This is a genomic window from Corynebacterium stercoris (assembly GCF_024160105.1).
GTDB lineage: Bacteria > Actinomycetota > Actinomycetes > Mycobacteriales > Mycobacteriaceae > Corynebacterium > Corynebacterium stercoris.
The window spans coordinates 79908-93027 of the sequence record NZ_JAMFTQ010000006.1 but is presented as its reverse complement, the minus strand read 5'-3'; the positions used below and the strand labels follow the sequence as shown (position 1 = coordinate 93027).

The window sequence follows — 13120 nt, the reverse complement described above, 5'->3', positions numbered from 1 at the left end:
CATGACTGAGGCAAACGTGACTGAGAACCAGACCGAGACCACTGCTGCTGGCAAGGGTCCGAAGAACACCCCGAAGCAGCCGAAGGAAAAGGGCCTGCAGAAGCGCCGCCGCGGCTATGTCGTGTCCGACAAGATGGACAAGACGATCGTGGTCGAGGTGGAGGACCGCAAGTCCCACCCGCTGTACGGCAAGATCGTGCGTACCACCAAGCGCGTGAAGGCTCACGATGAGACGAACTCCGCCGGCATCGGCGATCTCGTCCGTATCGAGGAGACCCGCCCGCTGTCCAAGGACAAGCACTTCCGTCTCGTGGAGATCATCGAGAAGGCTCGCTAAGCACTTCTCGCTTGCCGACGCTTCCTTGAGGCCCAACCCGCCCCTCCCAACTCGGGAGGTCGGCGGGTTGGGTCGTTTTTGTTACGCTGTCGTGGTGAAACTCAAGTCAATCGCTGCTTCCCTCGTGGCGGCCGCTGGTGTGCTGTCGTCGTTGAGCGCCTGCTCCGGGGGTGCGCCCCAAGTGCCGGCGGCGGACACCGTCGAGGTGGCGCCGAAGGACATCGCCTCGCGGGTGGCGGTGAGCGCGAGCATCGACTCTCGCGAGGTCATCGCGCTCTCGACTGCGCTGACCAGCACCGTCACCGACATCGCGGTGCATGTGGGCCAGCCGGTGCAGGATGGGCAGATAGTCGCGCGGCTCGACGTGTCGCAGCTGCAGCGCCAGCTCGACGCGCAGCAGGCGCAGCAGCTGTCGGCGGATGCCGCGGCGCTGAACGAGTTGGAGCGCGCGCAACAGCAGCTCGGCCAGCAGCAGGACGCGCTCAACCGCGGCCTTAACGCGCGGCTGACGCAGGCTGAGACCGCGCAGCGCGAGGCGCAGTTGCGCTACGACGACGCGCTGGCCACCTTCGAGGAGCGCAAGCATCAGGTTGACGCGGGCCTCGACCCTGCGGTGATGCAGCAGGCGAACGCCGTAGACGCGGCGCGGCGCAACGTCAACCTTGTCGGCTTGGAGTCGGTGCGCGCGAACGCAGTGAACCACATCGCCGCGCTGCTCGGGCAGCAGGATCCGCTGACTCCCGTGATCGGCATTCTCGAGGCGGACGAGCGCTACGGCGGCGCGCGCAGCGAGCTCGACGCGGCCCAGCGCGGGTACGAAAGTGCGCTGCAGGCCGTCGACGCGGACTTGGCGGCGAAGCAGCGCGCCGTCGGCCAGGCGTTCCAGGCGAAGAGCGACGCCGACGTCGCACTCGAGGTGACTCGCCTCGCAGTGCAGCAGGAGCTGGCGACGAGCGCCTCGAGCGTGGAGCAGGCGCGCCGCGGACGGGAAGCCTCCCAGCTCGCCGCGGAGGTGGGGCAGAACCAGCTGCGCGTGGACATCCAGTCCGGCGAGGTGCGCTCGCCGATCGACGGCGTAGTTACCGAGGTGGTGGCCCAGCGCGGCGGCGCGGCCGCCGGCCACCTGCTCACCGTCGCGGACCCGAACCGGCTCATCTTGACCGCCAAGGTCAACGAAGTTGATGCCGGCAAGGTGCAGGTGGGCAACGAAGTCACCTTCACCACGCCCTCGACGGGCGTGAAGCAGTACCGCGGCCGCATCGCAGAGATCTCCTCGGTGGCGGCTCCGCAGGGCGGACCGGAGGCGCCGGCCGGCGGCCAGCCCCCGCGCCCCGAGTTCCCCGTCCTTATCGAGGTTGAGGGCGACACGGAAGGCTTGCGCATCGGCGGCACCGCCAAGGTGCAGATCACCACGGCCACCGCGAAGGAGGCGCTCACCGTCCCGCGCGAGGCGATCATCGACGCCGGCGGCACCTACTCCGTCCTCGTGCTCAGCCCAGTCGCCGACAAACCCGGCGAGTTCGAGGTGGCGGAGGCGCCGGTGACGCTCGGCATCGTTACCGACCTCGAAGCGGAGGTGCACGGCATCAAGGAGGGCGTGCGCGTGGTCAAGTCCCCGGCCGCGTACCGGGAGCGTATCGGTCAGCGGGTGCGTGTGGACGAGGCGGTTGAGACGGGGCAAACGTCGTCAAGCGAAAGCCCCGAACCAACCGCGACGGCGGGCGGCGCGCAGTAGTGGATCCCCGCGAAGCGCTCAGGTTGGCGGCGCAGAGCCTGCGCGCCAACAAGATGCGGTCGGTGCTCACGCTACTAGGCGTGATCATCGGCATCGCGTCGGTGATCTCGATCATGTCGCTGGGCAAAGCAATGCAGCAGCAGGTGCTCGCCGACTTCGAGCAATTCGGCCTCAACGACGTAAACGTGCAGGTGCAAGGCCGCCAGCCCGTGGACGGCACCGAGACGCTGTACGCCTTCGACGACGTACCCGATTCGGCGCTGATCACTCCGGACATGGCGGACGAGCTGGAGGCGTACCTCGGCGGCAAGGTGCAGGGCATCGCGCTCGAGGGCGGCAGCGCCACCGCGCGCATCACCCGCGGGCTCAACGAGGGTCGCGCTACCGTCAGCTTCGTCAACGACGACTACGTGGCTGTGCAACGCCTGCCCATGACCGCGGGCAGGCTGCTCAACGACGACGACATCACCGGCGACCGCTCCGTCGCCGTCATCTCCCCGGAGGTGGTGGAGCGCTACTTCAACGGCGACCCGGAGTCCGCGATCGGCGCGACGCTCGACGTGGACGTGGAGGGGCGCTTCGCCTCCCTGCAGGTTGTCGGCGCGTACGGCCGCGCCGAGGCGACCTCCGTGCTGGCGACGACGTGGGAAGAAGCCATGCTCTACGTGCCCTATACCGCGAAGCCGAAGCTGAGCGCCGAACCGCTGCAGGGCTTCCGCACGCTGCAGATCCGCGCTGCGTCGAAGGACCTGACCGACCAGGTCGCGGCCGACGCGGCTACCTGGGCCGAGCGCGCCTACGCGGAGGACCCGGATTACACAGCGAAAGTGCTGGACACCAAGCGCGAGCTGGACCAGGTGAATCAGACGATGGCGACGATGAGCCTGGTGGTCTCCGCGATCGGCGCGATCTCGCTGCTGGTGGGCGGCATCGGCGTGATGAACATCATGCTGGTCTCCGTCACCGAGCGCACACGCGAGATCGGCGTCCGCATCGCGCTCGGCGCGACCCGGCGGGCAGTGCGCATGCAGTTCGTGGCCGAGGCGATGATGATCTGCCTGCTCGGCGGGGTGCTCGGCATTCTGTTGGGCACCGCCATCGGCATGGCGGGCACGAGTGCGCTGGGCACAATGGTGCTGCCGCCGCTGGGGGCTGTGGTGATTTCGCTGGCGTTCTCGCTGGCCATCGGGCTCTTCTTCGGTATTTATCCCGCGAACCGGGCTGCACGGATGAATCCCATCGAGGCGCTGCGCCACGAGTAGTTTCCGCGGCGGATTTTTGGGGATTTTTCCGGCCTCGGCGCGGGATCGATCGCCGGGCCGGGCGTAAAATTCTGCTCATGTGTGGAATCGTGGGATATGTCGGACCGGTGAACGGTGGGCGCGACGCCAAGACCGTGATCATTGATGGGCTGCGCAGGCTGGAGTACCGCGGGTACGACTCGGCCGGTGTCGCCGTCGTCGCGGACGGGGCAATCGAGCTCCGGAAGAAGGCCGGCAAGGTCGCGGACCTCGAGGCTGAAATCGCGGCGCGTCCGCTCGACCCCTCCAACCTGGGCATCGGCCACACCCGCTGGGCCACCCACGGCGGTCCGACCGACGCGAACGCGCACCCGCACGTGGTGGGCAAGCTCGCCGTGGTGCACAACGGCATCATCGAGAACTTCGCGCACCTGAAGGCGGAGCTCGCGGAGAAGGGCTACGCGTTCAAATCCGACACCGACACCGAAGTCGCCGGCGCCCTGCTGCTGGACACCTACACGTCGCTCGAGGGCACCGCGGACAGCGGCGACCTCACCCGCGCGATGCAGCTCACCGCGCAGCGCCTCGAGGGCGCGTTCACGCTGCTGGCCGTGCACGCCGACCACCCCGACCGGATCGTTGCCGCGCGCTGGAATTCCCCGCTGGTGATCGGCACCGGCGAGGGCGAGAACTTCCTCAGCTCGGACGTGAGCGGCTTCATCGAGTTCACGCGCGATGCCGTCGAGCTGGACAACGGCCAGGTGGTCACCGTGACCGCGGACGGCTACGAGGTGACCACGTTCGACGGCGAAGCTGCGGAGGGCAAGCCGTTCCGCGTGGAGTGGGACATCACCGCCGCGGAGAAGGGCGGCTTCAACTCCTTCATGGAGAAGGAAATCTTCGACCAGCCCGCCGCGGTGCGCGACACCCTCTACGGCCGCTTCGATGAGCACGGCGCGCTGACCTTGGACGAGCTGCGTATCGACGCCTCCGTGCTCCGCAGCGTGAACAAAATCATCATCGTCGCCTGCGGCACCGCCGCGTACGCGGGGCAGGTGGCGCGCTACGCCATCGAGCACTGGTGCCGCATTCCGACGGAGGTGGAACTCGCCCACGAGTTCCGCTACCGCGACCCGATTGTCACCGAGCAGACGCTAGTGGTGGCCGTGTCCCAGTCAGGCGAGACGATGGACACGCTCATGGCCGTGCGCCACGCGCGCGAGCAGGGTGCCAAGGTGATTGCCATCTGCAACACCGTCGGTGCTTCCATCCCGCGCGAGGCGGATGCGGTGCTGTACACCTACGCCGGCCCCGAGATCGCCGTCGCCTCGACGAAGGCGTTCATCTCCCAGATCGTCGCCGCCTACCTGCTGGCGCTGTACTTGGCGCAGGTGCGCGGCAACAAGTACGCGGACGAGATCCGCGCGATCATCGACGAGCTGCAGGAGATGCCGGACAAGATCCAGCAGCTGCTGGATAACGCCGCGCAGATCCAGCAGCTCGGCCGGGACCTCTCCGGTTCGAAGTCGGTGCTCTTCCTGGGCCGCCACGTGGGTTTCCCGGTGGCGCTCGAGGGTGCGCTCAAACTCAAGGAGGTGGCGTACCTGCACTCCGAGGGCTTCGCGGCCGGCGAGCTGAAGCACGGCCCGATCGCCCTGGTGGAGGACGGGCAGCCGGTATTCGTGATCGTGCCGTCGAAGCGCTCCCGCCACAACCTGCATGCCAAGGTGGTGTCCAACATCCAGGAGGTCCGCGCCCGCGGCGCGGTCACGGTGGTCATCGCCGAGGAGGGCGACCACGACGTGGAGGCGTACGCGAACCACATCATCCGGATCCCGGAGTCGGCAGGGCTCATGCAGCCGCTGCTGTCCACCGTGCCGCTACAGCTGTTCGCCTGCTCCGTGGCGGAGGCCCGCGGGCTGAACGTGGATCAGCCCCGCAACCTGGCCAAGTCCGTCACGGTGGAGTAACTGCATCGGAGTAACTGGATCGGGGACGCGACAATGCGGCGGATGCTTGGAACCCTCGTCGGCGGTATCGCCGCGATTTCCCTTGCGGCTTGCTCCATGATCTCCCCCGGAAAGCCCGAGAGCGAGCGATACGCCCAAGAGGCTGAGGCAGCCGGCTTCGGCACTGCTGTCACCTACGAGGCGTTCTCCGCCGGGCTGCCCAATAACGAGGTCCGCGCCTACGTGGACCTCGCCGGTGTTGAGGACATCGAGGGGCTTCTTACGCTTCTCGACGGTCAAAGACTCATGTTCATCAGCGTCACCCAGCCGAATGGCCGCACCGCCCAAAACGTCCGCCGCGAGTACCTCCGTCCGGCATTCCACCTCTCCGAGCTCGATGCCAAGCTTCCGGAGACCGATGTCTGGGCTGCCGGCAGGTCACTGCTGATCGAGGGCGTGATCACCGCAGAGGTTTTGCACGAAGCCGCGGCGGCAGCAGAGCAGTTCGAAGAGGTGGCGATTGGCCCGCGGCCGTCCATCCAGGTCGAGTCCGGGTACGACCCGGACCGCCTCGCCGCCGTATTTCACGATGCGGCAGGAACCCCCGTAACGGAGATTCTGTGGCGCGACGGGATACACAGCGTCCGCGCTGAATCCGAGGCGGTTGGTCCGGACGGCGGCGTGCCCGAGGGATTCCGGGAGGAGCTGCGTTTCCTCGACCCCTACCTCGCAGTGCGCGAGGGGAAAGCTTGGGCGGACGTCGCCGGGCCAGAGGGCAAGGTTATCGGGCGGATTCCCCTGCAATAGACGGGTCCCACGGCTGGCCGGGATACTCCCGCCTAAACGCCATCATGCGGTGGAAGGTCTCCGCGGAGCTGGCGTTGTTGCGGTTGCCCTGGGTAGCCGTAAACGAGTTGGCCGTATCCCCGGGAAGCTCATCGGGAGCGAACACACCCGGTATGAGCACCTGGGCGAGGAACGACGGGTCTGCTGTGGCGGCGCCGACGTAGCGCGCCGCATGCGCCTGGGATGCGTCGATCCGGGTCCAGTCGACAGACCAACCGGCCGCGCGCAGCATCTGGTCGAAGTAGAAGCGCTGGGTGCGGGAGTTCCCGTCGCGGAACGGATGGACGATAGTGAGCTCGCTCCAATGGTCTGCCACCGTGCGCACGGCGGACTCCTTGTCAGTGGCAGAGGCGGGCATCTTTGAGATGCGCTTCATCACCCGGTCCAGCTCCGCCTCTACGTACTGCGCGCGGCACATTGCCATGCCCATCGCGCCAACCTCCGTCGTGCGCACCTCTCCGGCCCAGGGATAGATGTCCTGCATGAGGTAGCGATGGACTTCGAGCAGCGTCTCCCGGGTGAACTCCGTCAATGGCGCGGAGTTTTCGAGTTCGCCTAGGCGTTGGAGGGCAAGACGACCGGCGACTCTTTCGAGATCCGTAGGATCAGTGAAGCCGAAAAAATTTTCCGGTGGCCTTTTATCCAGGCGAGCCATTAGGCAGAGACCGCTCCTGCGATACGGCGGCGGAGGCCCACAGCCTGCGGCGAATCACCGAGGCCCTCGCTCTCGAGCACCGAGAGGATGGCCTCATCCACGGAGATCTCGCCCCGAAGCTGCTGGCGGAGAAGTGCCTCGTCCTCAGCGGACATGGATTGGCCCGCCATGACCATGGAAGCGTTCACGGCGGCGACTTTCTGGTCTTCGTTGCGCGGGTCAGTCATGAAGTGAATTTTACCTGCTCAAGGACGGGAACGGGATTTAGGCCCCTTCGCCCGCCAGCCGGTACAGACGGTGGAAGTGGTGGACGGGGCCGTGGCCCTGGCCCACGTTGAGTTCGTCGGCGTGCGCGATTGCCTCGTGCAGCCAGTCGGAGGTCCAGCGCAGGGCTGCTCCGGAATCGTCGTCAAGCGTGAGGCGCGTAGCCAGCGCGGAGGATAGCGAGCAGCCGGTACCGTGGGTGTTCTTGGTGTCCACGCGCTCCACCTCGGCGATGTCTACCTCGCCGCTTGGGCTCACCAGCGCGTTCGACGCCTTCCCGGAGTCGAGGTGACCACCCTTGACCAGCACGGTCACACCCGTCCGGGCGGCGAACTCCCGCCCCTGCTCGATGGCGCTTTCGAAATCCGCAGCCGGCTCACCGTTCACCAGCACCGCCAACTCGGGGATGTTCGGGGTAACCACTGAAGCGTGGTCGCGCACGAACTGGCGCAGCGCCTCTTCCGCGTCGGCGGTGAGGAGGCGGTCGCCGGAGGTGGCCACCATCACCGGGTCCACAACAACGACGGGCACGTCCTGCCCCGCGAGGAACTCGGAGACGGTGGCGGTGGTGGCGGCATCGCCGAGCATGCCGATCTTCACGGCATCCACCTGCACGTCGTCGAATACGGTTGCGAGCTGGGCACGCAGGAAGTCCTGCGGCGGGGTGTGGATTTCGCGCACACCCTGGGTGTTCTGCGCAACCAGGGAGGTGACTACGCACATGCCGTAGCCGCCGGCGGCGGCAATGGATTTGAGATCCGCCTGGATGCCGGCACCGCCGGTGGGGTCGGTGCCAGCGATGGAGAGAACGTTCGGGATAGCTACGTGTGACATTGGCCCGAGCGTACCCAAAGACACTTACCCGGCGGCGACGGCGATTTTCTCCGCGAAGCGGTCGTAATCCGCGCGGATCTGCTCGAGCGGCTCCACCACCGCAGCTTGGGATATCGCCGCGACTTCCTTCTGCACCGCCTGCCTGGTGCGCCGCTTCACGCCGGAACCGATGGCCCCACCGAAGATCGCGGTGGTGAGGCCTATCACCAAACCCGTTAACAACCCGGCCATGATGAGCAGCGTCGGGATCGGCCAGCCCTCGATCTGCGGCACCAAGTCCCCGCCGAGCAGCGGCGTGAGCACCCCCGGCACGAACGCCACCAGCAGGTACCACAGCACACCCACCAGTGCGGCGAGCAGCGCGAGCCACTGCAGCACCGTCAGCACACTCCACCCCTTCGAGGGTTCCGCGGGCAGGCGTGTGCGCGCGACGGCGCGGTCGAGCTCGGCGGGCAGGCCCTGCGAGATTTCCTCGGCGCGATCCGCAACGGCGGTACCCCACGCGTGCGGCAGGCCAGCGGCGGCGGCTGCGGCGTACTCGCGCACCCCGCGGTTCGCCACGGCCTTCGACGCCGCGTCCAGCTCCGGCATGGAGGTGCGGTGCACGCCCACGGTGTCGGACTCCTCGCGCAAACCCAGCCGCTTCAGCGGGTCCGGCCTGAAACGGGTGATCCAGGAGGTGAGCAGCCATCCGGTGCGCTCGTGCAGGCGCTTGCGGTACGCCGCCGCGGTGGTTTCCGCGATGCGCTGCGCACCCGCCGCCTGGGCGAGCGTCGCATCCATCGTGCGCTTCGCTTGCTTATCGACGCTTCCTACCTTGCCCAAAGACGAAAAATCCTGCGTCACGGAGCGAATATCCGCCTCAATGCGGGCGGACTGGGCGGTGTGCGCCTTGGCCACCTTGGCGATCGCCGCGCGGATGTCCGCGATGCCGAAGCCCGTGACGGTGGAGGTGGGAATGACGCGGACTTTGGACAAGCCGTCGTTACGCAAGAGCTCCTCGAAGGAGCCCGCAACGGTGGCGACGTCGCCCGCGTGCAGCAAGTCCGCCTTGTTCAGCACGGCGAGGGTGACTGCGGAGTGGGAGGCGTGGGGGCGGATGAACTCGTCGTGGATCACGCTGTCGGCGTACTTCTCCGGGTCGGACACCCACACCAGCACGTCCACCTGTCCCGCGAGGCGCTCCGCGATGGCGCGGTTGGATGCCTCCACCGAGTCGAAGTCGGGCAGGTCCAGCAGGATGAGCGGGCCAGCGCCGGGCGCGAACTCGCCCGGGCGGGTGCGGCGGTCCTCCACGCCGAGCCAGTCGAGGAGCTGTTCGGAGCCCTCCGGCTGCCAGATCGCCGCGAGCGGGGAAGATGTCGTGGGGCGGCGCGCCGCGGCTTTGCCCAGATCCTCGCCGACGACGGCGTTGAACAAGCTCGTCTTGCCGGAGCCCGTGGCGCCGAAGAAACCGACCACGGTGTGGTCGCCGGACAGTGCGCGGCGTTCCGCGCCTGCCTTCGCCACCTGCCCAATGCGCGCCAGCTGGCTCTGCGGGAGATACGGGCTCGCGATCGCGGCAGCCTCGTCGAGGGCGGTGAGCCTGTCGCCGAGCGGGGCGGAGCGTTTGAACATTGCCATTTACTTGCCTCCCTGCGAACCGAAGGTGCCGCGCAACTGATCGAACAGGCCGCGCAGGGTGCCGTGGTCGAAGCTTTCCTCCACGTTTTCGGTCGTGGCCGGGAGGGCTGCCTTGGGCTGGGCGGGGGCGAGGGTGCCGGGGAAGCGCTCAGCGACGCTCTGGCGCGCTTCCGACGCGGCGCCGCGCAGCGTCTCGGCGGTGGTGCCCTGCAGCAGCGGGTCGGTGAGGACGTAGTAGCGCTCGCGCTCCACGCGCAGCAGATCGTCCAGGCGCTGGTTGAGGTCGTTGCGGGCGTCGGTTGCCATGCGGCGCACCGTGTCCTCGCCGAAGATCGTTTCCAGCAGCTTCTGGCCGACAACAGCGGAACCACCCGCGATGGCCACCTCGCCACCCGTGATGCCGGCGGTGGTGGAGAAGACGACGAGCATCAGCGCCACCGTCACCACGTTCAGGCCCAGCGACATAATGCGGGCGCGCTGGCGCTTCTCACCGGCGGTGTCCTGGATGCGCTGAAGAATTGCGCCCTGCCACTCGCGGACTAGCTGGGAGGCACGCGCGTCGATGTCCGCGCTCGCGCGGGCGAGCGACGGGTCGGCGTTCTCACGCAGCTCCGGCGCCACAGCGCCGACGTGGGACCAGGAGCGGGCCGCGGCGGTATCAGCGGCATCCACAATCACCGCGTGGAGGCCGGACTCCAGCTCCGTCTCCACTTCGCGCAGCGGCGCGGGCTCGCCGGTGAAGAAGCTGCCCACCTTATCCACCGTCTGGGAGAACCAGCGCTCAAAGCCGCGGAACACGTCGGAGGTGCCCACCACGTCCTGCCACCGGTCCATCACCTCTGAGCGCAGCATCTTGCCGTCCGACGTCGCGTCGATGATGTGGCGGTGCGCCGTCTTGTACTGCTCGAAAATGGAGGCATCCAGCTGGTTGGCGAAGTCCTCGCGGCGCTGGCGGGTCGCAATCAAGCCGTCGACACGCTCGAGTGCCCCGTCGACGGCGCCTGCGACCGTCTTGCCGGCGACGGCGCGGCGGGCGGCGGAATCGTCTGCGAGCTTGCCGAGGTAATCGCGCAGCGGCTTGACCAGATCGGCCGCGAGGAACTCGTCGCCCGCATCCTTGCCCAAGCTGGGCACAAAGGGGACGGTGAAGACGGTCGCGCCGTGCAGGCCAGCGTCATCCATCATGCGGCGTAGGTCCGCCGGCACCGTCTGAGCGGAGACCTCGTCGAGGCGGTTGAGCACCACAACGACCTCGATGCCGCGCGAAGCCGCGTCATGCAGGAAGTTCCACACCAGCTGGTCGGCGTAGCGCGCCGGGGTGGTCACGAAGATCCACAAGTCCGCCGCGGCCAACAGCTGAGATGCGAGGGCGCGGTTGCGGTCGTCGATGGAGTCGAAATCGGGAGCGTCGAGAAGCGAAAGCCCGGCGGGGATGCTCTGCGTCTCCACAATGCGCAGGGTGGTGGACTGCTCGTTGCCCGCGCCGTGGGAGCGCGCGAGGCCCGGCAGCACGCGCGGAGAGTTGAACCATTCCGCATCCGCCGGGTTGGCCACCAGCACCGGCTGGCGGGTGGTGGGGCGGATGACGCCGGGGTTGGAGACCCGTTCCCGCAGCATCGCGTTGACCAGGGTCGACTTGCCGGACCCGGTGGAACCGCCGATGACGGCGAGCAGTGGCGCGTCCAGGTTGGCCAGGCGGGGGAGGATGTAATCGTCAAACTGGTTGACCACCGCATTCGCTTCCGCCTGGGCGGCAGCGGGCAGCGTGGTGGTGGCCAGCGCGTCGCGTAGGTCCTTGACTGCGAGGGTCGGGTCCTCGTGGGACCCGCGGGCGGTTTCGGGCACGGGGGTGTTCACCCTGCCCATTGTGGCAGACGGTTAGTCCTTGTAGTTGGTCTTGGTGAGGTTCAACCAGCCGTAAATGCCGCCCATGATCAGCCCGCCGCCAATGTAGTTGCCCACCCACACGATGGTCCAGTGCCGCGCAATGTTGCCCACGGTGTAGCCGGGGATAGCGTCCGGGCCGAACTCGAAGCCGGTCAACGCCGTCAGGACGAAGTTGGCGATCGAGTGCTCGTAGCTCATCGCCGCAAACGCAGGAATGATGATCATGACGCCGAGCAGCTTCGCCGTGAAGTCCTTGCCCGCTTGGGTGGAGAGCATGAACGCGATGTTGACCACAATGTTGGCGAGGATGGCTTCGATGAAAAGCTTGCCGCTGGGCTTTTCAAGTTTGGCCACCATCAAGTTGTAGATAAAACTGTCCGTCGTCACGGCCTCGCCGATAGTGGTGTTGGCGATCAATGCCGTCACCAGCACGGCGCCGATAAGGTTAAACAAGGTGACGAAGCACACGATGGCGAACCCCTTGCCCAAGGTGTTCTTCCGGTGGATGGCCCCATACGTCATGAACATCATGTCGCCCGTGGCCAGCTCACCCTGCAGCACCACGATGATGTAGAGCGTGGAGGCGAAAAGCGAGGCGAACGCGTACCTGCCCATGCCGGGAGCGGCGGCTTCCACCGTGGTGGCGGTGTTGGCGGCGAACGCCGTCATGATGCCCAGGAACAAGCCCGCAAGCATCGCCCTCACCGCGAAACGCGCCGGCTCCTTGGTGAAAAGGTCGAGTTTGTTTTTGATGGCCCTGTCGGCAGACTCCTGGAAGATCACACAAGTGAAACTAGTGGAAGCCAGAACCCGTCGCCCGCTGACTCCCGGTGTGCCCATCGATTTGGGGAATTGACGCAGGTCGTGGTTCAATACCTGAGTTGTCTTGCGCTGGTCGGGTGCGACGCGCGTTTCCGAGTGAAACACCCGAGACCCTTCGACGGGAACGAACCTAGAGAGTTCTCAACCGTTCGTCGATAAGCGGAAGGCTCCGAAAACATTGACCACGTGCGCGCAGGACGGAAATCTGGCGCACATTGATCCAGGTCAGGAGACCAACTGTGATTCAGCAAGAATCGCGTCTGAAGGTCGCCGACAACACGGGTGCACGCGAAATTCTGTGCATTCGCGTGCTCGGCGGCTCTGTCCGACGCTTCGCCGGCATCGGCGACACGATTGTCGCCACCGTGAAGGAAGCTGCCCCCGGCGGCAACGTCAAGGAGGGCGAGGTTGTGCGCGCCGTCGTCGTGCGCGCCAAGAAGGAGACCCGTCGTCCGGACGGCTCCTACATCGCTTTCGATGAGAACGCCGCTGTTCTGATCAAGAACGACACCGAGCCGCGCGGCACCCGTATCTTCGGCCCCGTCGCTCGTGAGCTCCGCGACAAGAAGTTCATGAAGATCGTTTCTCTCGCACCGGAGGTGATCTAACCCATGAAGATCAAGAAGGGCGACCTGGTCCAGGTCATCGCTGGTAAGGACAAGGGCGCACAGGGCAAGGTCATCGAAGCTTACCCGAAGCGCGAGAAGGTCCTGGTCGAGGGTGTGAACCGTGTGAAGAAGCACGTCGCTAACTCCTACAACGAGCGTGGCGCCGAGTCCGGCGGCATTGTCACCCAGGAGGCTCCGATCCACGTGTCCAACGTGATGATCCTGGACTCCGACGGCAAGCCGACCCGCGTGGGCTACCGCTTCGACGAGGACGGCAAGAAGGTCCGCGTGGCCAAGTCGAACGGGAAGGACATCTAAC

12 protein-coding genes and 1 pseudogene are annotated in these 13120 nt (G+C 66.7%); 7 read left to right on the top strand and 6 right to left on the bottom strand.

Annotation, left to right across the window (positions count from 1 at the left end):
• Position 1: 1 nt before the first annotated feature.
• From rpsQ to M5J20_RS06585, 5 genes are all read left to right on the top strand, one after another.
• Positions 2-337 carry a 30S ribosomal protein S17 gene (gene rpsQ / locus M5J20_RS11380; protein ID WP_255695746.1) on the top strand — a complete coding sequence of 112 codons (336 nt, stop codon included), beginning with the start codon at positions 2-4 and terminating at the stop codon, positions 335-337.
• Between the two features lie 94 nt (positions 338-431).
• Positions 432-2072: an HlyD family efflux transporter periplasmic adaptor subunit gene (locus M5J20_RS06600; protein WP_253577774.1), complete on the top strand. Its 1641-nt coding sequence runs from the start codon at positions 432-434 to the stop codon at positions 2070-2072.
• The gene (locus M5J20_RS06595; RefSeq protein ID WP_253577772.1) at positions 2072-3334 is read left to right on the top strand and encodes an ABC transporter permease; all 1263 of its coding nucleotides are present in this window, start codon (positions 2072-2074) and stop codon (positions 3332-3334) included. Before M5J20_RS06600 ends, M5J20_RS06595 begins: the two co-directional genes overlap by 1 nt.
• A 77-nt stretch (positions 3335-3411) precedes the next feature.
• Positions 3412-5283, top strand: coding sequence for a glutamine--fructose-6-phosphate transaminase (isomerizing) (glmS, locus tag M5J20_RS06590; RefSeq protein ID WP_253577770.1), 1872 nt, complete (start codon positions 3412-3414; stop codon positions 5281-5283).
• A 42-nt stretch (positions 5284-5325) separates the two neighbouring features.
• On the top strand, positions 5326-6069 hold the full coding sequence (locus M5J20_RS06585; protein ID WP_253577768.1) for a hypothetical protein: 744 nt from the start codon (positions 5326-5328) through the stop codon (positions 6067-6069).
• On the opposite strand, the gene M5J20_RS06580 is transcribed toward M5J20_RS06585, so the two are convergent.
• From M5J20_RS06580 to M5J20_RS06555, 6 genes and pseudogenes are all read right to left on the bottom strand, one after another.
• Positions 6044-6640: a Fic/DOC family protein gene (locus M5J20_RS06580; RefSeq protein ID WP_253577766.1), complete on the bottom strand. Its 597-nt coding sequence runs from the start codon at positions 6638-6640 to the stop codon at positions 6044-6046. The genes M5J20_RS06585 and M5J20_RS06580 overlap by 26 nt on opposite strands.
• A gap of 122 nt (positions 6641-6762) precedes the next feature.
• Positions 6763-6990, bottom strand: coding sequence for an antitoxin VbhA family protein (locus tag M5J20_RS06575; RefSeq protein ID WP_253577764.1), 228 nt, complete (start codon positions 6988-6990; stop codon positions 6763-6765).
• Between the two features lie 52 nt (positions 6991-7042).
• A pseudogene (gene thiD, locus M5J20_RS06570) lies at positions 7043-7861 on the bottom strand (bifunctional hydroxymethylpyrimidine kinase/phosphomethylpyrimidine kinase); the annotation flags it as partial.
• Positions 7862-7885: 24 nt separating this feature from the next.
• Positions 7886-9484 carry a GTPase gene (locus M5J20_RS06565; protein ID WP_367614907.1) on the bottom strand — a complete coding sequence of 533 codons (1599 nt, stop codon included), beginning with the start codon at positions 9482-9484 and terminating at the stop codon, positions 7886-7888.
• The gene (locus M5J20_RS06560; protein WP_253577762.1) at positions 9485-11341 is read right to left on the bottom strand and encodes a GTPase family protein; all 1857 of its coding nucleotides are present in this window, start codon (positions 11339-11341) and stop codon (positions 9485-9487) included. It lies immediately after the preceding gene.
• 21 nt (positions 11342-11362) lie between these two features.
• Entirely contained in the window at positions 11363-12154 is a 792-nt protein-coding gene (locus M5J20_RS06555; protein ID WP_253577760.1) for a formate/nitrite transporter family protein, read from the bottom strand.
• A 278-nt stretch (positions 12155-12432) separates the two neighbouring features.
• Here M5J20_RS06555 and rplN point away from each other — a divergent pair, with 278 nt between their 5' ends.
• Positions 12433-12801, top strand: a complete 369-nt coding sequence (rplN, locus tag M5J20_RS06550) for a 50S ribosomal protein L14 (RefSeq protein WP_253577759.1) — start codon at positions 12433-12435, stop codon at positions 12799-12801.
• Positions 12802-12804: 3 nt separating this feature from the next.
• A complete protein-coding gene (gene rplX / locus M5J20_RS06545; RefSeq protein WP_253577757.1) occupies positions 12805-13119 on the top strand; it encodes a 50S ribosomal protein L24 in 315 nt (104 codons plus the stop codon).
• The last annotated feature ends 1 nt before the right edge of the window (position 13120 follow it).